Origin of the sequence: Natronomonas gomsonensis (assembly GCF_013391635.1) — an archaeon.
Lineage (GTDB): Archaea > Halobacteriota > Halobacteria > Halobacteriales > Haloarculaceae > Natronomonas > Natronomonas gomsonensis_A.
This window is the reverse complement of the sequence record NZ_JACAWU010000002.1, coordinates 1,451,472-1,476,974: the sequence shown is the minus strand read 5'-3', so window position 1 is coordinate 1,476,974 and position 25,503 is coordinate 1,451,472. Positions and strand designations below refer to the sequence as shown.

Sequence of the window (25,503 nt, the reverse complement as noted above, 5' to 3'; positions counted from 1 at the left end):
TAGAAAGACACGCTTCGTAGCCGTGGCCATGAGTTCGGTTCCGGAACGGAGCGACATCGACGAGGCGTACACGTGGGACCTCACGGACCTCTTCGCCGACGACGAGGAGTGGGAGGACGCCTACGAGGCGGTCGAAGAGCGACTCGAGGACCTCAGGGCCTACGAGGGCCGTGTCGCCGAGGACGCCGAAACGCTTCAGGAGATACTGGAACTCCGGGAGTCGGTGATGCGTGAGGTGTCGAACGTCGCCGCCTACGCGCGGATGCGGAAAGACGAGGATACGACGAACCAGCGGTATCAGGCGCTGTCGGCGCGGTCGCAGTCGCTGGCGGCGGATGCCTCCAGTGCGGCGAGTTTCATCGAACCCGAACTGCAGTCGCTGGACCGCGAGGCGATAGACGAGTTCGTCGCATCCAACCCCGACCTCGCGGAGTACGACCACTACTTCGACGACGTGTTGCGGATGAAACCCCACACCCGGTCAGCGGAAATCGAGGAACTGCTGGCGGATTTGAGCGAGGTGACGGGCGCGGCCGGCGACGTGTACAACATGCTGACGAACGCCGACATGGAGTTCCCCTCGGTCGATGTCGACGGCGAGCCGCGGCGCATCACGCTGTCGAACTTCACGAAACTCCAGAAACACCCGGACCGAGACGTTCGCCGGCGGGTGTACGAGGCGTTCTACGACGAGTGGAGCGAGTACCGCAACTCGGTCGGCACGGCCTACAAAAACAGCGTGAAGGCCGACTCGAAACTCGCGGCGGCGCGGAACTACGACTCCGCTCGGGAGGCGGCCCTGGACGGCCCGAACGTCCCCGCCGACGTGTACGACACGCTGGTCGAGACGGTGGAGTCGAACCTCGACGTACTCCATCGACACGCCGAACTGAAACGCGACGCCCTCGACGTCGGGGAGTTGAAGATGTGGGACCTCTACGCGCCGCTCGCTGATTCCGAAAGTCCCGACCTCCCCTACGAGGAGGCCAAAGACCACGTCATCGAGGCCGTCGAACCGCTCGGCGACGCCTATCAGGAACGGATGGCGGAGGGCTTGGAGTCGCGATGGGTCGATGTCTACGAGACGGCGAACAAGCAGTCGGGAGCCTACAGCGGCGGCACCTACGACAGCCAGCCCTACATCCTGATGAACTACCAGGACGACATCGCCTCGATGTACACGCTGGCCCACGAACTCGGCCACTCGATGCACTCGGAGTTGACGAGCGAGGAACAGCCCTACGTGTATTCGGGTTACGAGATATTCGTCGCGGAAGTCGCCTCGACGGTCAACGAGGCGTTGCTCACCCACCACCTGCTGGAGACCGTCGACGACGAGACGTTCCGTCGGCACGTCATCGACGAGTACCTCGAACGGTTCCGGTCGACGCTGTTCCGCCAGACGATGTTCGCCTCCTTCGAACACCGCGCCCACGAACTGAGCGAGGCCGGCGAGGCGCTGACCCCGGACCGACTCGACGGCATCTATCGCGACCTCAAGGAGGACTACTACGACCCCGCCGATGTCGACGACCGCATCGCCCGCGAGTGGATGCGCATCCCGCACTTCTATCGCGCCTACTACGTCTACCAGTACGCGACGGGCATCTCGGCTGCCAACGCCATCGTCGACCGCATCCGTGAAGACGGCGAGGGGGCGGCGGCCGACTACCGCGAATTCCTGCAGTCGGGCTCTCGCGGGTACCCACTGGAACTGCTCGAAACCGCCGGAATCGACATGTCCTCACCGGCCCCGGTCGAGTCGGCCATCGAGACCTACGACGAGATGGTCGCCGAGTTCGAGCGACTCGAGTAGCTACGAGTATTTCGACCGTTTGAATCGGACGAATTCCCGCGCAGGCGGTGTGTCAACTCCTACCGCAAGCGTCTCCCACACCCAAAGCCACTTTTAATCTCGAACGCGTACCAGCCATCAATGTCGCATAGTCCTTCGCTCCCCGACCGGCCGACGCTGGACCTCGACCCCGAGATGTCGGAGTCAGAACGGCTCTCGGCGCTTCGGGACCACTACATCGACGTCGCACGTGTCCACGATGAACTGTCGGCACAACTGGAGTCCGCACGGTCGCGGCAGTCGGAACTCCGCGAGGAGGTTTCGACGCTCCAGGAGGAAAACGAGGCGCTGAAAACCTCTTCTTTGTACATCGCGACGGTCGAGGAACTCACCGACGACCAGGCGCTGCTCAAACAGCACGGCAACAACCAGGAAGTCCTCACGGACGTTTCGCCGCGGCTGTACGACCGCATCGAGGCCGGCGACCGCGTCGCCATCAACGACTCCTTCGCCATCCAGACGCTGTTGGACACCGAGACGGACGCCCGAGCACAAGCGATGGAGATCTCGGAGAAACCGGGCGTCGACTACGACGACATCGGTGGCCTCGAGAGCCAGATTCAGGAGGTCCGGGAAGCCGTCGAGGACCCGCTCACCAACCCCGAGAAGTTCGACTCCGTCGGCATCGAACCGCCGACTGGCGTCCTGCTGCACGGGCCGCCGGGGACGGGGAAGACGATGTTGGCGAAGGCCGTCGCGAACCAGACCGACGCCACCTTCATCAAGATGGCCGGCTCCGAGCTGGTCCAGAAGTTCATCGGCGAGGGCGCACGCCTCGTCCGTGACCTCTTCGAGTTGGCCGCGGAACGCGAACCCGCCATCATCTTCATCGACGAAATCGACGCTATCGCCTCCAAACGGACGGAGTCGAAGACCTCCGGCGACGCCGAGGTCCAGCGGACGATGATGCAACTCCTCTCCGAGATGGACGGCTTCGACCAGCGCGGGGACATCTCCATCATCGCGGCGACGAACCGCTTCGACATGCTCGACCGCGCCATCCTGCGGCCCGGCCGCTTCGACCGCCTCATCGAAGTGCCCGAACCCGACGTCGAGGGACGGACACAGATCCTCCGCATCCACACCCAGCGGATGAACCTCGCCGACAGCGTCGACCTCGCGGAACTCGCCGAGGAGACCGAGGGTCTCTCGGGCGCCGAACTGGAGAGTCTCGCCACCGAGGCCGGCATGTTCGCCATCCGGGACAACCGTACCGAAGTGGCCGAGGCCGACTTCCTCGAAGCCCTCGATAAGGTCACTCGCGAGGAATCCCCCGGAAAGCCCATCGCGTTCTACTGACTGACTCCCGTTTCGCTGCCGTTCGGTGTATTACCAGTCTATCATCCGCGTCGCGAACCAGTAGAGGCCGTAGACGCAGGCCGCGATTACGAGGAGGGTGATGATGGGGCCCGCGATGTCTCTCGGGAGTCCAAGCGCCACCAGCGCGTCCGTCCCGAAGGCGAGGCTGAACGCGACGACGAACACGATACCGACGAGCAACGCCGAAAACAGGAAGCGACCGATACGAGCAATCGCGAGGTTCCGAATCGCATCAAGCGCCATACAATCCGGTGGTTCACAACTCGATAAAAACCCTAACCCTGACTCGTCTCTCGAACCTAACGCGGAAGCGGCTTCCGGGGGTTAGGCGAGGAAGACGTGTCGCGGTCGGCCGTCGAGGACTTCCCGGCCCCACTGGACGGTCTCCCGGAAGTCCTCCGAGCGGAAGAACGCCATGGCGTCGTCCTTCTCGCGCCAGTGGCTCGCGATGAACATGTCGTTCTCGTCGGTTTCGTTGACCATGAGCCGCGTGTCGAAGTGGCCCTCCATGCCGTCGAGAGCGTCGCCGACGTCCTCGAAGGTGTCGACGAACTCCTCGCGGTACTCCGGTTTGACGGTGTAGAACATTCCCATCGTGCCGAAGCCGCTTTCCTCGCCGGCGCGGGCGACGACGCCGGGCAACTCCGAGAGGAACCCGCCGGCGGTGTCGGCGGCCTCCTTGGTCTCCCAGATGGAGACGATTGCGGTTCGGTCGCCATCGTGTTCACCGGCGTAGACGGCGGATTTGACGTGGGTGTCGTAGTGTTCGAACCGTTCACGGAGGCCGTCGAGTTCCTCACGGAGCGCTTCGGGGTCGGCCTCGGAGTACAACACCAGGGCGTAGACGTCTTCGCCGTGCGGTTGTCCGGCGTAGATGTTCAACTCCTCCAGTTCCCCGCGGATGTCGTCGTCCTCGTCGGTGCCGTGGGTGTCGGCGTCGTCGGCGCCGTCGTCCGAGTCGTCCCCGAGAGCGGCGCCCACGCCGGGACCGGAACCGGGGAGGTCGGCGAGGAAGCCGGATGCGGTGTTGGCGGCGCGTTCGTTGGCCCACAGCGAGATGACGGCGGTGTCACCGGAGTCGGCACGGACGGTCGTGAGGACGTGGGTGTCGTAGTGCTCGAAGTTCCCTCGGAGTCCGTCGACCTCGTCGACGAGGTCCTCCGCGGGAGTGTCGGAGGGGAACAGCAAGGCGTAGCCTGCGTCGGGGTGCTCCGTCAAGTCGATGCCGAAGCGGTGGACGCGACGCTGGAACTCCTCGGCGTCGACTTCCTCGTGTTCGGGGCCGCCGGTGTCGGGGCGGCCGCCCGAGGATTCGTGTTCGTCTTCGGAGTCGTCTGTGGTGATTTCCTCGGTGTCGAGCGGCGCCCCGACGCCGCCAGTGACGCCCGGCAGATCGGCGAGGAAGCCGGATGCGGTGTTGGCGGCGCGTTCGTTGGCCCACAGCGAGACGATGGCCACAGATTCGTCGCTCGTTCGGACTTCGGTGAGGACGTGGGTGTCGTAGTGGTCGAAGTTGCCCCGCAACTCGTCGACGGACTCTTCGAGGACGTCGGCGTCGGCGTCGGATTCGAAGAGGAGACCGTAGCCCGCGTCCGTCTCGGCTACGTCGACGCCGTAGGTGCCGGTCCTCCGGGTGAACGTGCTGGGTGCGACCACCTCGTGGTCGGCATCGGTCGAGGGCCGCCCGCCGGTGTCGTCGTTCTCGTCGGTGCCGTGGTCGTCTTCGCTTTCGGCGTGTGGATGGGCGGCGTCGACGCTGTCGTCGGCCGGGACGGTCTCGCCGGCGAACAGCGCCCCGAGGTCAGACGACGGGAACCGACGGCCGACGTAGAAGGGGCCGAACTCCGCGAACTTCGAGGAGGAGGGGTCGAATCGCATCTCGTACAGCAGGTGTTTGATGTCGGTCATGTCGTCGGCGAACAGCGTGACGCCCCACTCGTGGTCGTCGAGGCCGACGCTGCCGGTGATGATTTGGGTCACTTTGCCGGCGTACTCCCGACCGATGTCGCCGTGGGCGGACATGTACTCCTTGCGCTCCTCGAAGGGGAGGTCGTACCAGTTGTTCTCGGGGCCGCGGCGCTTGTCCATCGGGTAGAAACAGACGTGTTCGGCGTCCGGAATCTCCGGATATATGCGCTGTTTCATGTAGTTGCGCATCCCCGCGTCCTCGATGTCATCGAGGCCGTCGGTGAGGTCCTCGTGCATGTACCCCGAGACCTCGGTGACGGAGACGTACGAGGAGGCACGTTCGGTGAATTCGGCGAGTGCCGTCGACTCGAAGCGCCGCTCGGCGCGGTCGAGGTGTTCCAGCGTCGGTCGCAGATGCAGTATCATGAGGTCGGCCTTGTGACCGACGATGGAGAAGACGGCCGACCCGCCCTCCTCGGCGTCGACCACCGCCTCGTGGTTCTGCAGATAGTCGATACCCTCTTCGAGCGCCCGCTGTCGGGTCCGTTCGGGTGCCTCGCGCCACGCGTCCCAGTCGATACGGCGGAGGTCGTGGAGCGCGTACCACCCTTCTTCGGTTCCCGGCGGTCGTCGTCGTACCATGAGCGGACGTTCGGACGGCCGGATAATGGGGCTTTTGAGTCCGGCGAAGACCGAGCGTTCCGGAGCCGTCGTCCCTTCAGTTCCCCCGGAGATAACACGTTAAATTGCTCTATAAAAGTTCTAAAAGACTCTCGGACGATCTCTAGACGAGTCATTTTGGCGGCTGAAACGTCGAGAACTGCGCGAACGATGCTGAATTCATCGCAAGGCTCTGGCGTTTATATGGGGGTGGCGGCCCCAGAGAGAAGCGAGGAGACCCCCAATGTCGAGCGCCACCCAATCGAACGCCCCCTCCATCACGCCCGGACTCCCGCAGTTGGTGTCCGGATGCATCGAACGACTCACCACCGGCGTCCGCGCGGCCGCGTTCTGGGCCGCCGCCCTGCTACCGCTCGTCGTCATCGCTGGGCTGGCGACGGGACTGGCCGGACAGTACCCCGAAGCCCTCGCTGGTGCACTGGCGCTGAACGCCGTCTGTGCGGTCGTCGGTCACGGCCACGCCCCCCAACGATGAGTACGAACGCCTCCACCCAATCGCCGTATCGCTCCCGGAAGGCGAAGCGACTCGTCGAGTACCTCCGTGCGGAGGCCGAACGTAACGACGGCGACCTCTACATCAAAGGGAAGTTCATCGCCGACGACGTGGAGCTCTCCCCGAAGGAAATCGGCGCGCTGCTGTCGAATCTTCAGGGGTCGGTCCCCGGACTCACCATCGAGAAGTGGTCCTACACCTCCGCGACCACGTGGCGAATCTCCTCGGCCTGAGTATCTCGGCGCTCGCCGGTCTCCGTTTTTGCTTCCGTCCTACCCCAGTAGCTGCGGCACGAACAGCATCCCGAGGAGACTGAGTATCATCGAGGCGCTGATGGCGACGGTCACCGCCGTTGCCACGGCCGGGTCGGGTTCCATCGGCAGTCGTGCTATCGTGGCCTCGACCGCCGACCGAAGGATGTGTCCGCCGTCGAGCGGATACGACGGGATGCAGTTGAAGATGCCGAGGTTCAGATTGACCCAGCCGGTCCAGAACAGCACGTTGATGAGTCCGAAGACGACGCCGGCGCTGAGCGGGCCGGACACCGAATAGAAGTTCGATATCTCGCCGTTGAATCCCGCGAAGTTGTACGCGAGGTTGGGGTCGACGACGCTGGCGAACGGCAAGACGAGCACGGCGAAGGTTCGGGAAATGAACGTCGAGATGGGGTCGTCGCCCCAGCCACTGCCTCCGAGGAGGGCGTGATACTGCGAGGCCGGGTAGGTGTCGATACCGAAGTCGTCGACGACGATTCCGCTCGTGCCCTGCTGGATGCCGCCGACGCCGAGGTAGCCGTACTCACCCTGTGGGTTTTCGCCCAGCGTCACTTCGTAGACGTGGCGCTCACCGTTCCAGGGGTCGGTGCCGTCGCCGTGGTAGGCGACGACTTCGACGGTATCACCGGGCTCGGTCTCCTGAAGCACCGTCGAGAGCGCCTCGGGTGTCGGCGTCGGTTCGCCGCCGACGCTGTGGACGAGCATCGGCCTGTCGGGCGCTCCGCCGTCGGCCCCCAGTGGGTCGTCGGCCGGGACCGCACTGACGAAGACGCCGACCGGGAACTGCGCCGTCCCGTCGTCGGTGTCCAACTCGACGACCTCGTTGCCGGAGACGGCGGCTTCGAACGCCGATTGGGTGTACACCGGTTCGCCGTCGACGGCTTCGATTGTGGTCTCGGTTCCGAACGGTGCGTCGACGACCGCACGGGTGACCATCAGGCGGCGCTGGACGGTGACGGTCTCGCCGCTTCGGCGCTCGACGGTCACCTCCCGGTCCGCCTCGGCGAGGGCGGCGTCGAACGACGCCTGATCGTCGACCGATTGGCCGTCGACGCCCGTGATGACGTCGCCGCGGTCGATGCCGGCGTCGCCGGCCGGCGACCCCGGTAGCGTTCCGCCGATTGCGACGCCCGGGACCACGGTGACGAGGCCGGCGACGAGGCCGAACAGCAGCGCGAACGTGACGGCGGTGACGAGGAAGTTGTTCGTCACGCCCGCGGCGAACATCCGCGTCTTGCCGCCGCGGTCGGCCGACCGCTGGCTCTCCTCGTCGGGTTGGACGAAGGCACCGAGCGGGATGAACGCCAGCAGCGCGACGCCCATCGACTCGATTTCGATGTCCTCGACGCGACACAGGAGCCCGTGGCCCCCCTCGTGAACGACGAGCCCCACGAGGAGGCCGACGAGGATGTCGATGGCGGCGGCCCACGGGAGGAACTGATTGACGCCCGGGATGACGAGTGCGTCCTGTGGGCGGGCGATGCGGGCGGCTTCGGGGGAGGTAATCGCGCTGAACGCCGAGAACAACACGGCGACGAACGACCCGACCATGATGACGACGGCGATACCGACGCCGAGGTTGCCCCACGCGCGCCAGAACCGCTTGGGTTTGGCGAGCCACTCGAGGGCGGCCCGCCCGCGTTTCGTGTGGATGGTCAAAATCGGCCCCGACACCCGGAACGACGACGGCAACACTCCGCGGGCGTTTAGCGCCATCGCCACCGAGGTGTAGATGAGGACGCCGACCAGTATCCACAGCAGCGTGTTCATTACAGTTCCGTAGGGGCTCCGTGGTTCAAAAACCCGACCTTTCGGACACCAGTGGAGCGGTCCCGCCGGTCGTCTCGAAGACGGCTACGCTTCCCGGCGGAGCCGTCGCGTCACGAACTCCTCGTCCATCGGTGCGAGGAACGGTCCGAGGCGTGGCCCCTGTGATTCGTCGAGGAACAGCCGGTAGCCAGCCCCGAAGAACTCACCGACGGCAACGTCGTTTCGCTTTGCGGTCTCGTAAATTTCACCTTGAAGCGCCTCCGCGTCCGGGGATTCGGCTTCGATGAAGTCGGCGAGGTCTTCGAGGGCGGTCGCGAGCTCCTCGTCGAACTCAACATCGGGGAGGTCCTCGGCCAGTCGGTAGTTGAACTCGTTGTCGGTGCGTTCAGCCCACGCGCGGGCCTTCTCGACGCGTGCGAGTGCGGCTTCGAGTTCGTCGTCGGTGGCGTCGGCCGGCAGATGTCCCGACCGACGAGCCATCTGGATTCGGAGGTCGCGGTTGTCCGTCATCCCGAGGACGGCCGCGAACGTGTACGGGATGCGGACGGGCGGGGTTTCGCTCACTTCGTCGACGACCATCGGGTAGGCGCGGTCGGCACGCTCCTGTTCGTCGTCTGCGTCGTCGGTGGCGCCGTAGTAGACGCGCTCGAAGCGGTCGAACTCGTCGACGAGTCGGTCGATGTTGCCGACGTTGAAGTCCCGCTGTTTCTTCGGGTTCTTCGTGAAGAAGTAGCGCAACACCGGCACCTCCAGCAGTTCGAGCACCTCGTCGACGGTGATGATGTTGCCGGCCGACGACGACAGCGCGTCGCCGTTGAGCGTGAACCACTCGTACACCATCGGAACGGGCGGCTCGAATTCGAACACCTCGCGAGCGACGGTCTCACCGGAGGGCCACGACCCTTCGGCGTGGTCCTTTCCGAACGGCTCGAAATCCACTCCCAGCGTGAGCCACTGGGCTGGCCACTCGAAGCGCCACGGGAGTTTTCCCTCCCGGAAGGTGGCCGTCCCCTCGTGGCCACAGCCCTCTATCGTGTCGTCGCCGGCCTGTACGTCTTCACAGACGTAGTCGACGGTTTCGGCCTCGAGGTCGATTCCCGTGATGGTCTCGGTGAGGTTACCGCACTCCGAGCACTGCGCGAAGAAGGGGACGTAGGAGTCGTCGACCTTGTCCTGGAACTCGCTCAACACCTCGCGGGCGCGGTCGCGGTGTTCGAGGACGTGCCGGACGGCGTCGTCGAACTCGCCCGATTCGTAGAGGTCGGTGTTGGAGACCACGTCGATGGGGACACCGACGGCCTCGGCGGAGCGGGAGAGGAGTTCGGTGAAGTGGTCGCCGTAGGAGTCACAGCAGCCGAAGGGGTCGGGGATGTCGGTGTAGGGCTTTCCGAGGTTGCGGCCGAGCGCGCCGGCGTCGACCTCCCCCAGTCCGACGACGTTCCACTCGAGGTCCGCGAGCTTTCGGGGCAGTTTCCGGAGCCGGTCCTTGTCGTCGGTGGTGAACACCTGTCGAACCTCGTGGCCACGTTCCCGGAGGGCCTCGGCGACGAAGTAGCCGCGCATGATTTCGTTGAAGTGGCCGAGATGTGGGACGCCGGAGGGGGAGACACCGCCTTTGATGATGATCGGTTCCTCGGGGTCGCGGGCCTCTATCTCGTCGGCGACCGCGTCGGCCCAGAAGGCCCGCTGCCGCCCGGTTCCGATGTCGTAGAGGTCACTCATTCGGGACGACCTCGGTGCCGTCGAAGTCGTCACCGGCGACGGCGTCGGCGATTCGGTCCGGGTCGGTGCCGTCGAGAACGACGGCTCTGAGTCCCGAGCGCTCGATAATCTTCGCGGCGAGTAAGTCGACCGGCGCGTTCGACCCGGCGGCGGTCTCGATACTGGAGATGACGTCGACGAGTTCGCTTGCTGTCAGGCGGTCGTAGCGTTCGGCGTCGTCGACCTCGTTGGGGTCCGCCGAGAAGACGCCCGGAACGCTCGTGGCGTAGACGAGCAGGTCTGCGTCGACCATCTCCGCCAACAGCGCCGAGACGGCGTCGGTCGTGTGGCCGGGGACCGTCCCACCCATGACCGCGACCTCGCCGCGTCGAAGGGAAGCGCGTGCGGCCTCGTGGGATTCGGCCGGTTCGGGTGTCGCCGAACTGTCCAGCGCGGTGACGAGCAGCCGTGCGTTCAGCCGGGTCACGTCGATGCCGAGGGCGTCGAGGTCGTACTCCGAGGCTCCGAGCTCGCGGGCGGTTCCGATGTACCGTCGAGCGACGCCACCACCGCCGACGACGGTCGCGACCTCGTGTCCGTCCTCGACGAGTCCGTCGATGACGGTGGCGTGGCCTCGGACCCGCTCGGGGTCGAGGTCGGGTGCGAGTACGCTCCCGCCGATAGAAACGACGATTCTCATTAGGTTCGGGTTGCCGTGTTTCGGTCTTAAGGGTTGTCAACATCTCCGACACCTACAAGCCCCAGCGGTCGAAGGACAGGCTATGTACGCGTTCGCCCTGCTCGGCGATGACGCCGGGCGCGCAGTAGAGCGACTGGCCGCCGCCGTCGAGGGCCGAGTCGGCGTCGTCCGGGTCGGCGAGACCGCGACTGACGGCGGCGTGACGGCCGGCTACGGCGACACGGAGTACGTCGTCGAAGAGCGCTGGCGAGCCACCGGCGACGGGCTGTCCGTTTCGGACGCTCTCGACCGACTGGCGCCCGACCACGACTACGCGGCGGTCCTCGGCGACGACGAAACCGGGTTACCGACGGTTGCGGTCGGCAGTGGGGTCGAAGACGCGGTCTTCGAAGCCGACGACGCGAGGAGTTTCGATACGGAGGCGGCCATCGAGGCGATTCACGGGACCGAACCACACGAGACACTCGAATCGCTCGTCGCCGAGGTCAAACGGTCACAGTCGGCCGACTACGCCGGCGCCATCGCCACCTTCACCGGTCGGGTGCGGGCCAAAGAGGACACCGCAGACGATCGAACCCACTATCTCGAATTCGAGAAGTACGAGGGCGTCGCCGAGCGGCGCATGGACACCATCGAGACCGAACTCGAAGAACGGGACGGAATCCTGAACGTACGGCTCCACCACAGGACGGGCCGGATTCCGGACGGAGAGGACATCGTGTTCGTGGTCGTCCTCGCTGGTCACCGCCGGGAGGCGTTCCGGGCCGTCGAGGACGGCATCGACCGACTGAAAGACGAGGTGCCGCTGTTCAAGAAGGAGGTAACCGACGACGAGACGTTCTGGGTCCACGAGCGCGAGACGTAGGTGTGCGTCGAGCACAACCGAGGCGTGCAGCCACGGTAATTAGCAGAGAATTTAGCCGCTAAACGAGCGATTTGACGCCCAATTTCGAGGAGAAGGCCTGAATTAATTTCAAATAATTGTAGAAGCAAGAATTCCTAAAAATAGAATATAAAATGTCTAATAGTCTCTAAACGCTTCGTGAAATGTCGGGATGTTTCCGCAAAACGTCCGAATCGAGGCGAAGTGACCCTAAGGTTCCTTCATTTATATGTCGATACGGAAGATAGCCGTAAGCGAGGAGATAGAAAATGAGCGCAACTATGGAAGCCTCCACGAACGACAAGGAACGTCGCCTCCGAACGTACCTGCGTCAGCGGGTGGAGGATGGAGAGGTCTACATCAAGAGCAAGTTCATCGCCGACGACGTGGAGCTCTCCCCGAAGGAAATCGGTGCGCTGATGGTGAAACTACGCGACTCCGCCACCGACATCGAAGTCGAGAAGTGGTCCTACACCTCCGCGACCACGTGGCGAGTCAGTCCGGCCTGACGCGGCATCGAGACACAGTCCCACCGAGGCAGGCGCTCGCTTGCGCTCGGTCCCCGTTTTTCTGCCTTTGTCAGGGGATTTATCCGCGACAATCCCCTTCCGTAGCGTGATGACTACTGCCGAACCGGCGTCGGACCACGAGGGACCGCCGCCGGAGGCCCTCCTGCCGTCGTTCCGCGTCACCGACGTGGAACGGGACGACGACCGACTCATCTACTACGGTCGTCCCCAGACCGAGTACCAGCGGCTCGAACAGCAACTGTGGCCGCTGTTCCGGGAGTACGGCTACGAGGTTCGACTCGACGTCGTCTCCGACAGCGAACCCGACCCGATAACGGGCGTCGCGGTGACGGAGAACCGACAGGCACTCGTCGCCGAACCCCGCAGCGTCGGCGTCGACAGCGTCCCGTGGACCAACGTCGTGATGCTCGTCGCGACGGTCCTCACGACGCTGTACGCCGGCACCATCTGGTACTACGAGCCGGTGAACGGGCCGCTGGACCTCCTCGCAGGGTGGCCCTTTTCCCTTGCGGTGCTCGGCGTCCTCGGCGTCCACGAGTTCGGCCACTACGCGCTGTCCCGGTACCACGACGTGGAAGCGAGCCTTCCCTACTTCATCCCCGTACCGACGTTCATCGGCACGTTCGGGGCCGTCATCAAGATGAAGGGGCGCATCCCGAACCGGAAGGCGCTGTTCGACATCGGCGTCGCGGGGCCGTTGGCCGGTCTCGTCGCCGCCGTCGGCGTCGCCGTTTTCGGCCTGTATCAGGACCCGATTCCGGTCCCGCCGGAGGTACTGAACAGCGAGAGCGCCATCCAACTGGAACTCGGCTACCCACCGCTGTTGCAGTTCCTCTCGTGGGTGACCGGCCAACCGCTGACCTACGAGGACCCCGCGTTGGTGGCGAGTCCCATCGTCTTCGGCGCGTGGATCGGACTGTTCGTCACGTTCCTCAACCTTATCCCGGTCGGCCAACTCGACGGCGGCCACATCATCCGCTCGATGGTCGGCGAGCGCTCCGAGACGATTGCTGCACTCGTCCCGGGTGGACTGTTCGCTCTTGCCGGCTACCTGTACCTGTTCACTGGCGTCAGTTCGAACGCGCCGTTCCTGTGGGTGTTCTGGGGCCTCATCGCGCTGGGATTGGCGTACGTCGGGCCGACGCGACCGGTGTTCGACGAACCGCTGGACCGAACGCGAATGGCCGTGGGCGTCCTCACCTTCGTTCTCGGTGCGCTGTGTTTCACCCCGGTTCCGTTCGAACTCATCGGTGCGTGAAGCCGCGGTCCGAAAGCGGCTCTCCGTCCAACAGAACGTCGCCGTCCGTGACCTCGCCGATTCGTGTCACCTCGACCGGTGCGGCCGTCTTGATTTGGTCGACGGCGCTCTCGGGGACGGTGAACACCAACTCGAAGTCCTCGCCGAAGTGAAGCGACAACTCCCGTCGCATGGCGTTGTTCTCGACAACATCGTCTACCGACGGGTCGACCGGAACGTCGTCGTAGCGAACCGAAAAACCGCAGTCGCTCGCCGCCGCGAGTTGGTGTAGCGAGCGTGCGAGGCCGTCGCTGGAGTCCATCATCGCGGTGGCGTCGGCGGCGACCGCTCGGCCGGCAGCCACACGTGGCTCGAACCGGAACAGTTCGTTTGCCCGCGCGGTCTCGCCGTCCTCGAACAACTGGAGTGCCGCCCCGCTGCGACCGACCGAACCGGTCACACAGACGGCGTCGCCCCGGGAAGCACCGGAGCGATAGACCGGGTCGTCGCTCCGGCCCACCGCAGTCGTGGCGACGGTGAACTCGTCGTGGCCATCGAGGTCGCCGCCGACGTACTCGGCGCCGACGGCTTCACAGACATCCGTACAGCCGCCGAGGAACGCCGATAGCTCCGCCTCACGGAACGACGGCGCACCGTACACCGCGACGGCTGCCGTCGCCTCGGCGCCCATCGCGGCCACGTCCGACAGGGAGGCCCCGACGGCTCGCCAGCCGGCCGTATAGCGGGTCGTCCCGTCGGGGAAATCCGTCGTCTCGTGGAGCATGTCGGTCGTCACGAGGAGGTTGTCGAGAACCGCACAGTCGTCGCCCGACCCCTCTACGTACTCGCCGACGAGCGAGAGCGCCGCCCGTTCGTCCATATCCGAACCTCTCTCCCTGCGGTCAAAGGGCCATCGGTGCGTTCAAGCGCCCGACGGCCGACCGACAGGTATGGCGCTGGACGTTCGTGCGACCGTCGCAGGCTTTCTCGGCGCCGTGGTTGTGTTGGCCGTCCTCGCGGTCGTCGTCGGCGTCGGGGAACTGCTGTCGACGCTTTCGATGGCGCGTCCGTCGCTCGTGGGTGCCGTCCTCGTGGCGGCGTCGCTGTGGCTGTTCGCGTGGGCACTGGCGCTCCGGACGGTACTCGCCGCACTCGGTGCGCACATATCCGTTCTGCAGTCGGTTGCGGTCTACGCCGGCGTGTTGTTCTCCAACAACGTCACGCCGTTCGGACAGGCCGGCGGCGAACCGGTGAGTGCGTTGCTCATCTCGGAGGCCGCCGAGACGGAGTACGAGACGGCACTCGCCTCGATCGCCAGCGCCGACGCGCTGAACTTCGTTCCCTCGACGGCGCTGTCGCTCGTCGGCGTGGCGTACCTCTCCGTCGTCGCGACCGCCGGAACCGAGGCGCTGCAGTGGGCGGCGGCCGCGGCCCTCGGGTTAGCGGTCGCACTTCCGGTCGTCGGCTTCCTCGGGTGGCGGAACCGCGGGCGACTCGAAACCGCAATCGGGCGAGCGGTAACGCCGATTGCACGAGCGGTGGGTCGGCACGCTCCTCGGGTCGACCCTCCCGAACGGACGGCCGTCGAACGTCGCGTCGGTGGGTTCTTCGAGTCGATAGAGGCCGTCGCGACTGACCGGTCGACGCTGCTCGCTGCGCTCGGCCTGTCGTCGCTGGGGTGGCTGGCACAGGCCTCGGCGCTGTGGCTGTCGCTGTACGCCCTCGGCGTCACGGCACCGATAGCGGCCATCCTCGTCGCGGTCCCCGTCGGTGCGATCGCCAGCGTCACGCCGCTTCCGGGTGGACTCGGCGGCATCGAGGCTGCCCTCGTTGCCCTGCTCGTCCCGCTGGCCGGCGTCAGCGGGGCGACCGCTGCGGCGGCGGTCGTCCTCCATCGCGGGGCGATTTACTGGCTCCCGACGCTTCTCGGCGGCGGCGTCGCCTCGGCACTCGGCATCGGCCGCGTGTGACCGCCTCACGACCGCCCTCGGGGGAGACCAACAGCGTTAAACGCGGGCGACGGGAATCGAATCGTAATGACGACGCTCTACGACGTGCCCGCTGAGGACCTCATCGAGGCGGTCGCCGAGAAGCTCGAATCCGAACTGGACGAACCCGAATGGATCAACTACGGCAAGACCGGTATCAGCCGCGAACTCCCGCCCGAACAGGAGGACTTCTGGGCGCGACGCGCCGCCAGCCTCCTGCGAAAAGTCGCCGTCGACGGTCCCGTCGGCGTCCAGCGACTCCGAACCCACTACGGGAAGTCCGTCAACGGGACGACCCGCTACCGCGTCCGTCCGGACCGCAAGACCGAGGGCTCCGGGAACGTCATCCGAACCGCCCTCCAGCAACTCGAAGACGCCGGCTACGTCGACTCCTACGAGGGTCGCGGCCGCACCGTCAGCGGTGAAGGCAAGGCGCTTCTCGACGAGACCGCCGAAGAGGTCATCGAGGACCTCGACCGACCGGAACTCGAGCGGTACGCCTGAAACTTTTTGCACGGTCGCCGAGGGCGACCGGCAAAAACGCCCTCAGAAATCGGAGATTTCTGATGGGTGGTTCGAGAGAGCGTTGCTCTCTCGTCATCTCGAAAGACGCCGACGGCGCCTTTCGTCACGCGAAAAGGGCGCTTCGCGCTCTTTTCAGCAAACCGCTCGCTCACTTCGTTCGCTTGCGGATGCTTGCAATATTTTAATATCCGCGTGCCCGGCGTGTGAGCCAAAATAATCCGCCGCTACCCCTTATCAGCGACTCGACTACTATCTTCCCCGTTTTCCAATTCTTCGACCCGTTCTTCCAACTCCGCGATTCGTTCGTCATTTTCCGACGAGGAATCCAGGAAGAACACGCCGACGAGGGCGGACAGAAGGAACCCACCGAGTACCCCTACAGGGCGGCAAAGAGCCCGCCGAGCGCGGCGCCGGCGATTGGAAAGACGAGCACTGCGACGGCGTCGTTCATATTTTCGAATCACTATCGATTCACATTACTGTTCCGACGGCTCCCGGGAGATTACTGGGCCCCCGGTCGAAACCATTTTTCACCCCTGAGAAATAAGGTATAGACATGAGCGGCGAACCCACAGACGAGGACCTCGAAGAACTGCGCAAGAAGAAGATGGAACAGCTCAAAGACCAGCAGGGCGGCGAGGGGCAAGCGGAGGCCGCCGAGGCCCAACGCCAGCAGGCCGAAGCCCAGAAGAAGGCCGTCCTCCGGAAGGCGCTGACCGACGGCGCCCGCAAGCGTCTCAACACGGTCCAGATGTCGAAACCGGAGTTCGGCGAGCAGGTCGAACAGCAAATCGTCGCGCTGGCCCAGAGCGGCCGCCTGCAGGGCAAAATCGACGAGGAGAAGATGAAGGAACTCCTCTCGGAGATGAAACCCGACTCCCAGAGCTTCGACATCAAGCGCCGATAGATGGAGTGCGGACTGCTGTTCAGCGGCGGGAAGGACTCCTCGTTGGCCGCGTTGCTGCTCGACCGATTCTACGACGTGACGCTCGTCACCGCTCACTTCGGCATCACCGACGACTGGAAACACGCCCGCGAGGCCGCCGGCGCGCTCGGCTTCCCGTTCGACGAAATCGAGATGGACAGCGAGTTCGCCGACGCCGCCGCCGAACGAATGCGCGAAGACGGGTTCCCGCGGACCGGCATCCAACAGGTCCACGAGGACGCCCTGGAGGCAGTCGCCGCCGAATACGACGTGGTCGCGGACGGGACGCGCCGGGACGACCGCGTTCCGACGGTGTCGCGGGCGGTGGCCCAGAGCCTCGAAGACCGACACGGTGTCGATTACGTCGCCCCGCTGTCGGGGTTCGGTCGAAGCGCGGTCGACCGGCTCGTCGACGAGCATCTCGTCGTCGAGTCCGGCCCGAGCGAGGAGATTCCGAAGGGCGACTACGAGACGGAACTCCGGGCGCGCATCCGTCAGCGGTGGGGAGACGACACCGTCCGAGAGGTGTTCGCCGACCACGAACAGACGAGAGTGGTGGGGCGTAGCGAGGCTTCGAGGGGGGCGAGAAACCTCGGAGAGACGAACGGCGGCCAGCGGCCGCCGTGAACAGCGAGGCGTGAGCGAAGCGAAGGCCTCGAAAGGGGAACAGCGAGTGGAGCGAGCCACGAGTAGCGAGACGGAGGTCCGTTGGGGCTGCTCGCGAATCGGCGCACATCTTTTTGCCCCACCGTGGCATACGCTCACACATGAGGTTCGCCATCGTCGGGTACGGTCGAGTTGGGATGCGCACCACGGATATTCTGGTGAACGAAGGTCACGAGGTCGTCATCGTCGAAGTCGACCCCGAAAAGGCCCAGAAGGCCCGCGACGACGGGTTGGAAGTCATCGAAGGAGACGGCGAGGACGAGCGAGTTCTCGAACGCGCTGACCTCGACGAAACCGACGCACTCGCGGCTTTGTCGGGCGATTTGAACGTCAACTTCACCGCGTGTATGATAGCCAACGGTCACGGCTGTCGGACGGTGTTGCGAATCGACGAGGACTACCGACAGGAGATTTACGAGAAGTACGCGGCCGACGTCGACGAGGTGGTCTACCCCGAGCGAATGGGTGCTGCGGGTGCGAAGACGGCGCTTCTCGGCGGGAACCTGAACGTGCTCGCCGACCTCACCGAGCATCTGACCGCGACGAGCATCGACATCCCTTCGGAGTCGCCGGTCATCGGCCAGCGGGTCGTCGAGTTGGACCTCCCCGGAAACGCTCGACTGTACGCCCACGGCCGACGCAAGGAACCGATGACGATTCCGCTCCCACAGACGAGAATCGAGGCGGGCGACCGGGTCGCGCTCATCGCCGAACAGAGTTCCCTGGAGTCGGTCCAGACGATGCTGACCGGATAGCGTCGGCTGGCGACGTGAAAAGCTCGGGCGCGCGATGGGGAGGATGGGGAAAGTTTGAGGCCGTCGGTGCGCGCCCATCAGTTGGGTAGTCGGGGTGTCACATAAATCCGCGTCAGACGGGCGTGTGACCGGCGGCACGCGCCGCTTTCTCGCAGCGGTGGGTAACGACCGAAGGTTTCGTTGCCGCCTCTTCGAAATCACCGTTAGTTTCTGGAAACTGACATACGGCTGCCGTCGAAGGATGAGCCATGGCGACGGTCGGGTTCGCGGATGGGGTGTTCGCGTTCGATTACGGCGAGGTGACGGGCGCCATCGGCGATTCGATTACCGTGTTGCCGTTGGTCGTCGCACTCGGAGCGCTGACGCCGGCGTCGCTGCCACATCTACTGGTCGGATTTGGGGTCTTTCAGGTCGTCTGGGGAGTCTACTATGGCCTTCCGCTGTCCGTCGAGCCGATGAAGGCGCTCGCGGGCCTCGCCATCGCCGGCGCCATCGGCTACGGCGAGTTGGTCGCTGCGGGTCTACTCGCCGGTGGTGTGTTACTCGTCGGCGGTCGTATTGGTGCGGTTTCGCGATTCGCGGCTGTCGTCGGCGAACCGGTCGTCCGTGGTGTCCAGTTCGCGGTCGCCTGTCTGTTAATCGTCGCGGCGGCGGACCTCGTTGCCGCCGCGCCGAACGTCGCTCTCGTGGGCGTCGGTGTCGCAGTCGTGGTCGCGGTCGTCTCCCGCCGTGCTGTCGCACTCGTCGTCCTCGCCGCCGGCTTGGCTTGGGCCACCGTGACGACGGGCGTTCCCGCTCTCTCGGTCCCGTCGATGGCGCTGTTTCCGAGCGGCCTCCCGAGGCTCTCGGTCGGTGCAGTCGAGGGCGTCGCCGCTCAGTTAGCGATGACGGTCGGTAACGCCGCCGTCGCCACGTCGCTGCTCCTCGCCGACTACTACGACGCCGACGTGTCGCCCGACCACTTGGCCGAGAGCATGGGGGCGATGAACCTGCTCGCGGTTCCGCTCGGTGCGCTTCCGATGTGTCACGGCTCCGGCGGCCTCGCCGGCAAACACGCCTTCGGTGCCCGCACGGCGACGGCCAACGTCCTCGCTGGCGGTCTGTACGCTGCCCTCGCAGTTCTCGCTGGCCTGCTCGTCGCCTTCCCGATGGCGCTCCTCGGTGTGCTGTTGGTCGTGGTGGCGCTGTCGCTCGCCCGGACGGCGTTCGCCTCGACCGACCGATGGCTGTTCGTCGCCTCGGTCGGGGGCCTCGCCGTCATCACCAACGTCGGCATCGCCTTTCTGGCGGGTGCCGTCTGGTGGGTACTCCGTTCCCGGCCACCGCGCTTTTCGTCCCTGAACGACGAGTGGTGAGTATGTCTTGGGAAGACCTCTTCGAGCGGGCCGAGGCGTACGACGTGTCCCTCGAAGACGTGACCGAAACGCTCCGGGAGCGACGCGATGATCGGTAACGACCACGAACCGGATTACACTCGAATCGTCGCCGACGCCGACGTGCTGGCGGCCGACCTCCTCGTCGGCGGCGCCTCGCGGGCGACGCTCGATGTCCTCCGGGCGCACTCGTGGCTCACTCCCGTCGCGACCGACCGGCTACTCGACGACGCGGAGGCAGTCGTGGCCGAGTTGGCCGACGAGTCGCTGGCCGCCGACTGGCGCGAGCATCTCGAAGAGTGGGCCGTAATCGTCGAGCAACCCGAAGGGGACCATCCGGCACTCGCGGCCGCCTATCGCGGGAACGCCACTCAGGTCGTCTCCCTCGACGAGCGACTGCTGGGAGCGAAAGCCGCCGCGGCGCTCGGCGGGCGAATCGACGTGAGCGTCCGTCCGCCGGACGCTTTCGAGCGTCTCTTCGACCCCGAGAGCATCTACGAACTGGTCTACGAGGAGCCGTATCCGGGTCCCGACAGCGACCCTCGCAGTTAGTCGGGCGTGTTGAGGTTCTTGGCGACCTGGCCAGTGATGCGGTTCGGGAGGACGTTCGAAATCCGGGTGAGGAGTTCGTACTTCCAGCCGGTGACGACGACGGTGTCGCCCGCCTGTAGTCCAGCGTAGCCGGCTTTCGCGACCATCTCGACGTTCTGCATCGACCCGCTTCCGAGCGGTGTGTCCTCGTTTTCGGCACGCGCCTGAAACTCCGTCTCGACAGGTCCGGGACACAACACCGTCACCGTGACGCCCTCCGTTCGGAGCTCCTCGGCGATACCCTCCGAGAAGTTCTTCATGTACGCCTTCGAGGCGTAGTAGATAGCCATGAACGGGCCGGGGAACCACGCAGCCGTCGAGGCGACGTTCAGGACGCCGCCGTGGCCCCGGTCGGCCATATCTCCGCCGTAGCGGTGGACCAACTCCGTCGGTGTCACCACGTTCAACTGCAGTTGGTCGAGTTCCCGGTCGAGGTCGTTGTCGACGAACGAGCCCTGCGTTCCGATGCCGACGTTGTTGACGAGCACATCGACTTCGATGTCCCGGCGCTCGGTTTCCTCGTACAACTCCGCCGGGGCCTCCCGGGTCGAGAGGTCCTGGACGACCGTGTGGGCCTCGATTGCGTGGTCATCTTCGAGCCGCTCGGCCAGCGCCCGGAGTTTCCCCTCGCGTCGTGCGACGAGGACCACATCGTGGCCGCCCGCGGCGAACTGCTCGGCCAGCGCCTTCCCGATTCCCGCCGACGCGCCCGTCACGAGCGCGGTTCCATCGACTGCCATACTCGGGTGCCGTCCGAGACAGCCCTAAAGCTACGGGCGGGCTATCCGGGCCGTTTAATCCACTCGCCGGTTCGCGTACCACTCGGCGAACTTCCCAAGGGCGCGCCCGCGGTGTGAGATGGCGTTCTTCCGTTCGGCGCTCATCTCGGCGAAGGTGGTGCCGTCGTGTTCGAAGATGGGGTCGTAGCCGAAGCCACCCTCCCCGCGCGGTTCGACGATTGTTCCGGGAACCGCCCCCGCGAACAGTTTCACGGGCAGGTCGCTTCCGGCGACGGTGTCGTCCGTCGTCGCACCCGCCCGGTCGTCGGCCGAGAGGTCCTGTCCACGGCGCTCGCCGGTATCGACGGGTTCGGGTGAGGCCTCGAAGCCCTCGCCGTCGCAGTAGGCGATGACACACCGGAACTGCGCCCGGGTGGCGTCCTCTCCGCGCGCGAGTCGGCCCACCCGTTCGACGCCCAGCGTGTTCTCGACGTACGCCGAATACGGCCCCGGGAAGCCGTCGAACCCCTCGATGTAGAGGCCGGCGTCGTCGACGATGACCGGTTCGTCGGCGTACTCGAAGGCCGATCGGGCGCCCTCCGCGGCGACGGCTTCCAGCGAATCGGCCTGTATCTCCGGGTAGTCGTAATCGAGCGCCGAGATGTCGTCGCCGAGATACTCCTCGGCCTCCCTGACTTTCCCCTCGTTGGTCGTCACGTACCGAAGCATGAACGCCGGTTCGGCGGGAGGGCGAAAAGCACCACCGATACGCGTCGGCAGCGTTCCCGTTTCGCTGCCACCCTGAGGCTTAAGCGCGTGTGAATCGTACGCACGGTCGATGACCGATTCGGATGCGGCCCCGGACGAGATTCGTGACGTGCTGTTGGAGTACTCCGACCACCGGGCCGTCCGCAACGTGTTCAGCGCCCACCGTGGACAGGGGTCGGCGGACCTCACCGACTACGTCGAGGCGATGCGTGCGACCGACGGCACGCTCGCACTCGTCGCCAGCGACGGTGCCGCCGACGTGTACGCCCGCTGGGACGGCCGCGGCGCACGCTACGAGCACCTGACGCTGTGGCCGCCGTGGAGCATCGGCGGCTACGACCACAAGGACAGCGCGACGCTGGCGGCGTATCTCGGCGAGAAGGACGACCTCCGGCCGACGCTTCACGACTACACGCCCTTCGCCGACCAAGAGGTGCTGTCGAGTCTCTCACACAGAATCTGGCCCTGATAGGGAAATCAGTAGTCGTCGTAGGTCGGTCGGTCGTACTCCCCGGGGAACTCCTCCAACGGCACCTGTTTTTGGTCGCCCGACTCCATGTCCTTCAGCGTCACGGCGTCGTCGGCGAGGTCCTGTTCTCCCACGACGACGACCGTCTCGGCGTTGATGCCGTCGGCGTAGCCGAGTTGGTCACCGAACCCGCGACCCGTCAGGTTCGACTCGACGACGTTGCCCGACGCCCGAAGTTGACGGGCGATATCGGCGGCGACTTCGCGGGTGTCACCGACCGTCAGGACGTAGTAATCCGTCGCCAGTTCCTCCTCGGGCCAGACGCCCGCCCGCTGACACAGCAGGCTCAGGGTGGCGTGACCGATACCGACGCCGACTGCGGGCGTCGGCTGGCCGCCGAACCCCTCTATGAGGTCGTCGTAGCGACCGCCGCCGAACACCGACCGCGACACCTCCCCGGCGGTGTCGAAGCACTCGAAGACGACCCCGGTGTAGTAATCCAGCCCGCGGGCAGTCTCCAAGGAGACCGTACAGAACTCGTCGGCACCGAAGTCGTCGGCGGCGTCGAGCACTGCACGCAGGTTCTCGACGGCCGACTCCACGCGGTCGGTGCCGGCGAACTCGACGAGGTCGTCGAGGTCGTCGGTCGCCAACACCGCATCGAAGGATTCGGCTTCCTCCCGGGTCAGACCGGCCTCGACGAGCAACTCGTGGTACTCCGCGTCGTCTATCTTCTGGCTCTTGTCGACGGCCCGAATCGCATCGGCGGTGTCCACGTCGCTGTCGAGTGACTCTAGCAGGCCACCCAATATGTCGCGGTGGGAGACGCGGAACTCGAAGTCCTCGGCGGTCAATCCGAGTTCGGTCAACACGTCGGCGGCGGCCGCGAGGATTTCGGCGTCGGCCTCGGGGTTCGAGACGCCGAAGATGTCGACGTTGGTCTGGTAGAACTCGCGGAATCGGCCCTGCTGGACCTGCTCGTAGCGCCAGAACGGTCGCGTCGAGAACCACTTGATGGGCTTCTGTAACGCCTGCTGTTTGGCGACGACCATCCGTGCGACCGTCGGCGTCAACTCCGGCGTCAACGCGACGTTGCGGCCACCCTTGTCCTCGAAAGTGTACAGCTCTTCGACGATTTCCTCGCCCGATTTGTCGACGTACATCTCGGTCCGCTCCATCGCCGGCGTCCCGACCTCTCGGAAGCCGTACCGACGCAGTTGCTCCTCGATGGCATCGGTGACCTCCCGCCGGGCAGACATCTCGCCGGGGTAGAAATCGCGGAACCCCTTCAGCCGGTCGTACATGCTCACGGCTTCGAGAGGGGAGGCACTAAAAGGTGCGATTGTGCGTGGGGAGCGAGGCTTCTCGCTACTCACGGGGGCCAGCGGCCGCCGTTCGTTCGAGGCTTTTCCCTTCGGTCAAAGCCTCGCTAGTCGTCAACAACGACTTCGACAGGCTCCTCAGTGTCGTCCTCGGTCGCGGCTTCGCTGGCCTGTCGCTGCTGGTAGAACAGCGCGCCGGCGACGGCCAGCACGATCCACGACCGCCAGTTGGCGAGGTTGAGCGTGTAGCCGATGCCGAACGGCTTCTCGACGAGCATGCCCTCGTCGGGTTGCCAGTAGGCGCTCATCATCCGTCCGAGCGACGGTCGTTCGAAGTTGTACGGCACGCCGAACAGTTCGCCGGACTGCGGCTTGTCGGTCATGTCTCGGGGTACGGTGGGCCGGAACTTATAGCCACGCCCCTCGCCACGATGCCGTCTCACACCGTGGTCTCACTGGTATCGCCCGCGGCCCTCTATCCCCCGTAACTGCTGGACGACGCGGGGGTCGCCGGCGTCGCGATAAGCGTCCTCGAAGGCTTCGAGCAGTTCGGGTGCGTCGTCGGCCGTCCCGCCCAACGCGCCCTCGAAGACGTGGAGGTCCATCGCGTAGTCCTCGATGTCGTCGGTGTAGTAGCCCAGCCCGAAGTCGATGAGATAGGTTCGACCGCCGCCGACGCGGGCGTTTCGCGGCGTGGGGTCGCCGTGGACGAATCCGGCCTCGTGGCAGCGAGCGAGGTGTCGCCCGACATCGCGGACGCCGGATTCGTCGAGGTCGTCTCGCAAATCCGCATCGCCGACGTACTCGAAGACGAGCCGACCCTCGGAGGGGTCGACGTCGAAGACGACCGGCGTGGGCACGCCGAGGCGTCGGGCCTCGCTCGTGAGTCGGGCCTCCGAGCGCGTCCGTCGCGTCCGGAGCGCCTCGTCGAGCTGGGGGTGCCGGTACGGCTTCGAGAGTCGCTGTTTGTGCGCCCGTCGGCCGTCGAGGTCGACGACCGCTTCGGCGCCCTGCTGGCGGTCGTCGTCGGCGACCGGTTCGGCGACGCCCTCCCCGGAGCGCCACGTTACCTCCACCTCGTCGGGTCGGAAATTCGGCAACACGCGGGAGTCGGCAATGTCGACGGTGTCGCCAGCCTCGTACATCTTCGCGCCGAGGACGGCTATCATGCCCGCGTTGTCCCGGAGGAATCGGGGTTCGGGGGCGTAGAAGTCCGCTCCGCGCTCGTTGCACATGGATTCCAGCATCGACCGCAGGCGGTCGTTCTGTGCGACCCCACCGCCCAAGACGAGTTCCTCGGCCCCGGTCAACGACAGCGCTCGCTCGCTGACCTCCGCCAGCATGGCGAAGACGTTCTCCTGGAGGCCACAACAGACGTCTTCGACGGGCACGCCGTCGTCGTAGGCGGCCTTCGCCGCCGACATGATGCCGGAAAACGAGAAATCCATCCCCTTGACGACGTACGGCAACTCGATGTACTCGCCGTCGCGAGCGTGGGCTTCGACCTTCGGACCGCCCGGATGTGTCCAGCCGACGTGGCGGGTGAACTTATCGAGGGCGTTACCGACGCCGGTGTCCATCGTCTCACCCAACACGCGGTACCGGCCGTTCCGGTAGCCGAGGACGTGGGCGTTTGCCCCCGACGCATTGAGGCACACCGGCGAGTCGAACCCCGAGCGGTGCCGCCCGACTTCGAGGTGGGCGACCATGTGATTGACACCGACGAGCGGTACGTCCAAGACACCGGAGAGGGCCCGAGCGGCCGTCCCGACGATGCGGAGACAGGGGCCGATACCGGGCCCCCTGGAGAAGGCGACGGCGTCCAGCGCGTCGCTCGGGTCGCCGTAGGTCTCCCGAACCTCCTCCAGAACCGTCTCGACGACGGTCGGAATCGCCTCCCGCATGTGCTCGGCGGCCTCGCGCGGGTGAATGCCGCCGCTGTCCGGTTGGTAGGCGTCGGATTCGATAGAAACGGTGTCGGTCCCGGAATCGAACAGCGCCGCACTGGCGCACCAGGCGGTCCCCTCGATGCCGAGTACGCGGGTCACG

At 65.6% G+C, this 25,503-nt stretch carries 26 protein-coding genes; 15 read left to right on the top strand and 11 right to left on the bottom strand.

Annotated features, from left to right (window positions below; translation table 11 throughout):
• Positions 1-28: 28 nt before the first annotated feature.
• Both pepF and pan2 read left to right on the top strand, forming a co-directional pair.
• On the top strand, positions 29-1,816 hold the full coding sequence (pepF, locus tag HWX69_RS16215) for an oligoendopeptidase F (protein WP_178918081.1): 1,788 nt from the start codon (positions 29-31) through the stop codon (positions 1,814-1,816).
• A 120-nt stretch (positions 1,817-1,936) separates the two neighbouring features.
• The gene (gene pan2, locus HWX69_RS16210; protein WP_178918080.1) at positions 1,937-3,154 is read left to right on the top strand and encodes a proteasome-activating nucleotidase Pan2; all 1,218 of its coding nucleotides are present in this window, start codon (positions 1,937-1,939) and stop codon (positions 3,152-3,154) included.
• A gap of 30 nt (positions 3,155-3,184) precedes the next feature.
• Here pan2 and HWX69_RS16205 read toward each other — a convergent pair whose 3' ends face one another.
• Complete coding sequence (locus tag HWX69_RS16205; RefSeq protein ID WP_178918079.1) at positions 3,185-3,418, bottom strand: hypothetical protein; 234 nt, start codon at positions 3,416-3,418, stop codon at positions 3,185-3,187.
• Positions 3,419-3,499: 81 nt separating this feature from the next.
• Positions 3,500-5,725 (bottom strand): heme-binding protein, encoded by a 2,226-nt coding sequence (locus HWX69_RS18410; protein WP_178918078.1) that lies wholly within the window; start codon positions 5,723-5,725, stop codon positions 3,500-3,502.
• A 262-nt stretch (positions 5,726-5,987) separates the two neighbouring features.
• On the opposite strand from HWX69_RS18410, the gene HWX69_RS16195 reads away from it, so the two are divergent.
• Both HWX69_RS16195 and HWX69_RS16190 read left to right on the top strand, forming a co-directional pair.
• The gene (locus HWX69_RS16195; RefSeq protein WP_178918077.1) at positions 5,988-6,239 is read left to right on the top strand and encodes a hypothetical protein; all 252 of its coding nucleotides are present in this window, start codon (positions 5,988-5,990) and stop codon (positions 6,237-6,239) included.
• A complete protein-coding gene (locus HWX69_RS16190; protein ID WP_178918076.1) occupies positions 6,236-6,490 on the top strand; it encodes a DUF7123 family protein in 255 nt (84 codons plus the stop codon). Before HWX69_RS16195 ends, HWX69_RS16190 begins: the two co-directional genes overlap by 4 nt.
• A gap of 39 nt (positions 6,491-6,529) precedes the next feature.
• On the opposite strand, the gene HWX69_RS16185 is transcribed toward HWX69_RS16190, so the two are convergent.
• From HWX69_RS16185 to pyrH, 3 genes are all read right to left on the bottom strand, one after another.
• Positions 6,530-8,302 (bottom strand): site-2 protease family protein, encoded by a 1,773-nt coding sequence (locus HWX69_RS16185; protein ID WP_178918075.1) that lies wholly within the window; start codon positions 8,300-8,302, stop codon positions 6,530-6,532.
• Positions 8,303-8,386: 84 nt separating this feature from the next.
• Complete coding sequence (gene lysS, locus HWX69_RS16180) at positions 8,387-10,024, bottom strand: lysine--tRNA ligase (protein ID WP_178918074.1); 1,638 nt, start codon at positions 10,022-10,024, stop codon at positions 8,387-8,389.
• Positions 10,017-10,703 carry a UMP kinase gene (gene pyrH / locus HWX69_RS16175; RefSeq protein WP_178918073.1) on the bottom strand — a complete coding sequence of 229 codons (687 nt, stop codon included), beginning with the start codon at positions 10,701-10,703 and terminating at the stop codon, positions 10,017-10,019. The genes lysS and pyrH overlap by 8 nt, the downstream gene beginning before the upstream one ends.
• An 82-nt stretch (positions 10,704-10,785) precedes the next feature.
• Between pyrH and HWX69_RS16170 the strand changes: the two genes are divergently transcribed.
• From HWX69_RS16170 to HWX69_RS16160, 3 genes are all read left to right on the top strand, one after another.
• Positions 10,786-11,568: a molybdopterin synthase gene (locus tag HWX69_RS16170; RefSeq protein ID WP_178918072.1), complete on the top strand. Its 783-nt coding sequence runs from the start codon at positions 10,786-10,788 to the stop codon at positions 11,566-11,568.
• Between the two features lie 287 nt (positions 11,569-11,855).
• On the top strand, positions 11,856-12,095 hold the full coding sequence (locus HWX69_RS16165) for a DUF7123 family protein (RefSeq protein WP_156710312.1): 240 nt from the start codon (positions 11,856-11,858) through the stop codon (positions 12,093-12,095).
• A 109-nt stretch (positions 12,096-12,204) separates the two neighbouring features.
• Positions 12,205-13,374, top strand: coding sequence for a site-2 protease family protein (locus HWX69_RS16160; protein WP_178918071.1), 1,170 nt, complete (start codon positions 12,205-12,207; stop codon positions 13,372-13,374).
• On the opposite strand, the gene thiL is transcribed toward HWX69_RS16160, so the two are convergent.
• Positions 13,361-14,233, bottom strand: coding sequence for a thiamine-phosphate kinase (gene thiL, locus HWX69_RS16155; RefSeq protein ID WP_178918070.1), 873 nt, complete (start codon positions 14,231-14,233; stop codon positions 13,361-13,363). The genes HWX69_RS16160 and thiL overlap by 14 nt on opposite strands.
• A gap of 70 nt (positions 14,234-14,303) precedes the next feature.
• Here thiL and HWX69_RS16150 point away from each other — a divergent pair, with 70 nt between their 5' ends.
• From HWX69_RS16150 to HWX69_RS16120, 7 genes are all read left to right on the top strand, one after another.
• On the top strand, positions 14,304-15,323 hold the full coding sequence (locus tag HWX69_RS16150; RefSeq protein WP_178918069.1) for a lysylphosphatidylglycerol synthase transmembrane domain-containing protein: 1,020 nt from the start codon (positions 14,304-14,306) through the stop codon (positions 15,321-15,323).
• 66 nt (positions 15,324-15,389) lie between these two features.
• Positions 15,390-15,845, top strand: coding sequence for a 30S ribosomal protein S19e (locus tag HWX69_RS16145; RefSeq protein ID WP_156710316.1), 456 nt, complete (start codon positions 15,390-15,392; stop codon positions 15,843-15,845).
• A gap of 577 nt (positions 15,846-16,422) precedes the next feature.
• Positions 16,423-16,773 (top strand): DNA-binding protein, encoded by a 351-nt coding sequence (locus HWX69_RS16140; RefSeq protein ID WP_178918068.1) that lies wholly within the window; start codon positions 16,423-16,425, stop codon positions 16,771-16,773.
• Positions 16,774-17,418, top strand: coding sequence for a DUF7411 family protein (locus tag HWX69_RS16135; protein ID WP_178918067.1), 645 nt, complete (start codon positions 16,774-16,776; stop codon positions 17,416-17,418).
• A 140-nt stretch (positions 17,419-17,558) separates the two neighbouring features.
• The gene (locus tag HWX69_RS16130; RefSeq protein WP_178918066.1) at positions 17,559-18,212 is read left to right on the top strand and encodes a potassium channel family protein; all 654 of its coding nucleotides are present in this window, start codon (positions 17,559-17,561) and stop codon (positions 18,210-18,212) included.
• 248 nt (positions 18,213-18,460) lie between these two features.
• Entirely contained in the window at positions 18,461-19,567 is a 1,107-nt protein-coding gene (locus tag HWX69_RS16125; RefSeq protein ID WP_178918065.1) for a putative sulfate/molybdate transporter, read from the top strand.
• Positions 19,568-19,654: 87 nt separating this feature from the next.
• Positions 19,655-20,137, top strand: coding sequence for a DUF7384 family protein (locus HWX69_RS16120; RefSeq protein ID WP_178918064.1), 483 nt, complete (start codon positions 19,655-19,657; stop codon positions 20,135-20,137).
• Here HWX69_RS16120 and HWX69_RS16115 read toward each other — a convergent pair.
• On the bottom strand, positions 20,134-20,916 hold the full coding sequence (locus tag HWX69_RS16115; protein ID WP_178918063.1) for an SDR family NAD(P)-dependent oxidoreductase: 783 nt from the start codon (positions 20,914-20,916) through the stop codon (positions 20,134-20,136). The two genes, HWX69_RS16120 and HWX69_RS16115, sit on opposite strands and share 4 nt — an antisense overlap.
• Positions 20,917-20,970: 54 nt before the next feature.
• Positions 20,971-21,624, bottom strand: a complete 654-nt coding sequence (locus HWX69_RS16110; RefSeq protein ID WP_178918062.1) for a non-canonical purine NTP pyrophosphatase — start codon at positions 21,622-21,624, stop codon at positions 20,971-20,973.
• Positions 21,625-21,733: 109 nt separating this feature from the next.
• Here HWX69_RS16110 and HWX69_RS16105 point away from each other — a divergent pair, with 109 nt between their 5' ends.
• A complete protein-coding gene (locus HWX69_RS16105; RefSeq protein WP_178918061.1) occupies positions 21,734-22,132 on the top strand; it encodes a hypothetical protein in 399 nt (132 codons plus the stop codon).
• A gap of 8 nt (positions 22,133-22,140) precedes the next feature.
• On the opposite strand, the gene hisS is transcribed toward HWX69_RS16105, so the two are convergent.
• From hisS to HWX69_RS16090, 3 genes are all read right to left on the bottom strand, one after another.
• On the bottom strand, positions 22,141-23,436 hold the full coding sequence (gene hisS, locus HWX69_RS16100; protein ID WP_178918060.1) for a histidine--tRNA ligase: 1,296 nt from the start codon (positions 23,434-23,436) through the stop codon (positions 22,141-22,143).
• A 125-nt stretch (positions 23,437-23,561) separates the two neighbouring features.
• Entirely contained in the window at positions 23,562-23,837 is a 276-nt protein-coding gene (locus HWX69_RS16095; protein WP_178918059.1) for a DUF5808 domain-containing protein, read from the bottom strand.
• A 69-nt stretch (positions 23,838-23,906) separates the two neighbouring features.
• Positions 23,907-25,502, bottom strand: coding sequence for a bifunctional N(6)-L-threonylcarbamoyladenine synthase/serine/threonine protein kinase (locus HWX69_RS16090; protein WP_178918058.1), 1,596 nt, complete (start codon positions 25,500-25,502; stop codon positions 23,907-23,909).
• Between the last annotated feature and the right edge of the window lies 1 nt (position 25,503).

Bases quoted from the DNA above. Each gene is read 5' to 3' on its own strand.
- pepF (WP_178918081.1), top strand. From the start codon at position 29: ATGAGTTCGGTTCCGGAACGGAGCGACATCGACGAGGCGTACACGTGG.
- pan2 (WP_178918080.1), top strand. From the start codon at position 1,937: ATGTCGCATAGTCCTTCGCTCCCCGACCGGCCGACGCTGGACCTCGAC.
- HWX69_RS16205 (WP_178918079.1), bottom strand. From the start codon at position 3,418: ATGGCGCTTGATGCGATTCGGAACCTCGCGATTGCTCGTATCGGTCGC.
- HWX69_RS18410 (WP_178918078.1), bottom strand. From the start codon at position 5,725: ATGGTACGACGACGACCGCCGGGAACCGAAGAAGGGTGGTACGCGCTC.
- HWX69_RS16195 (WP_178918077.1), top strand. From the start codon at position 5,988: ATGTCGAGCGCCACCCAATCGAACGCCCCCTCCATCACGCCCGGACTC.
- HWX69_RS16190 (WP_178918076.1), top strand. From the start codon at position 6,236: ATGAGTACGAACGCCTCCACCCAATCGCCGTATCGCTCCCGGAAGGCG.
- HWX69_RS16185 (WP_178918075.1), bottom strand. From the start codon at position 8,302: ATGAACACGCTGCTGTGGATACTGGTCGGCGTCCTCATCTACACCTCG.
- lysS (WP_178918074.1), bottom strand. From the start codon at position 10,024: ATGAGTGACCTCTACGACATCGGAACCGGGCGGCAGCGGGCCTTCTGG.
- pyrH (WP_178918073.1), bottom strand. From the start codon at position 10,703: ATGAGAATCGTCGTTTCTATCGGCGGGAGCGTACTCGCACCCGACCTC.
- HWX69_RS16170 (WP_178918072.1), top strand. From the start codon at position 10,786: ATGTACGCGTTCGCCCTGCTCGGCGATGACGCCGGGCGCGCAGTAGAG.
- HWX69_RS16165 (WP_156710312.1), top strand. From the start codon at position 11,856: ATGAGCGCAACTATGGAAGCCTCCACGAACGACAAGGAACGTCGCCTC.
- HWX69_RS16160 (WP_178918071.1), top strand. From the start codon at position 12,205: ATGACTACTGCCGAACCGGCGTCGGACCACGAGGGACCGCCGCCGGAG.
- thiL (WP_178918070.1), bottom strand. From the start codon at position 14,233: ATGGACGAACGGGCGGCGCTCTCGCTCGTCGGCGAGTACGTAGAGGGG.
- HWX69_RS16150 (WP_178918069.1), top strand. From the start codon at position 14,304: ATGGCGCTGGACGTTCGTGCGACCGTCGCAGGCTTTCTCGGCGCCGTG.
- HWX69_RS16145 (WP_156710316.1), top strand. From the start codon at position 15,390: ATGACGACGCTCTACGACGTGCCCGCTGAGGACCTCATCGAGGCGGTC.
- HWX69_RS16140 (WP_178918068.1), top strand. From the start codon at position 16,423: ATGAGCGGCGAACCCACAGACGAGGACCTCGAAGAACTGCGCAAGAAG.
- HWX69_RS16135 (WP_178918067.1), top strand. From the start codon at position 16,774: ATGGAGTGCGGACTGCTGTTCAGCGGCGGGAAGGACTCCTCGTTGGCC.
- HWX69_RS16130 (WP_178918066.1), top strand. From the start codon at position 17,559: ATGAGGTTCGCCATCGTCGGGTACGGTCGAGTTGGGATGCGCACCACG.
- HWX69_RS16125 (WP_178918065.1), top strand. From the start codon at position 18,461: ATGGCGACGGTCGGGTTCGCGGATGGGGTGTTCGCGTTCGATTACGGC.
- HWX69_RS16120 (WP_178918064.1), top strand. From the start codon at position 19,655: ATGATCGGTAACGACCACGAACCGGATTACACTCGAATCGTCGCCGAC.
- HWX69_RS16115 (WP_178918063.1), bottom strand. From the start codon at position 20,916: ATGGCAGTCGATGGAACCGCGCTCGTGACGGGCGCGTCGGCGGGAATC.
- HWX69_RS16110 (WP_178918062.1), bottom strand. From the start codon at position 21,624: ATGCTTCGGTACGTGACGACCAACGAGGGGAAAGTCAGGGAGGCCGAG.
- HWX69_RS16105 (WP_178918061.1), top strand. From the start codon at position 21,734: ATGACCGATTCGGATGCGGCCCCGGACGAGATTCGTGACGTGCTGTTG.
- hisS (WP_178918060.1), bottom strand. From the start codon at position 23,436: ATGTACGACCGGCTGAAGGGGTTCCGCGATTTCTACCCCGGCGAGATG.
- HWX69_RS16095 (WP_178918059.1), bottom strand. From the start codon at position 23,837: ATGACCGACAAGCCGCAGTCCGGCGAACTGTTCGGCGTGCCGTACAAC.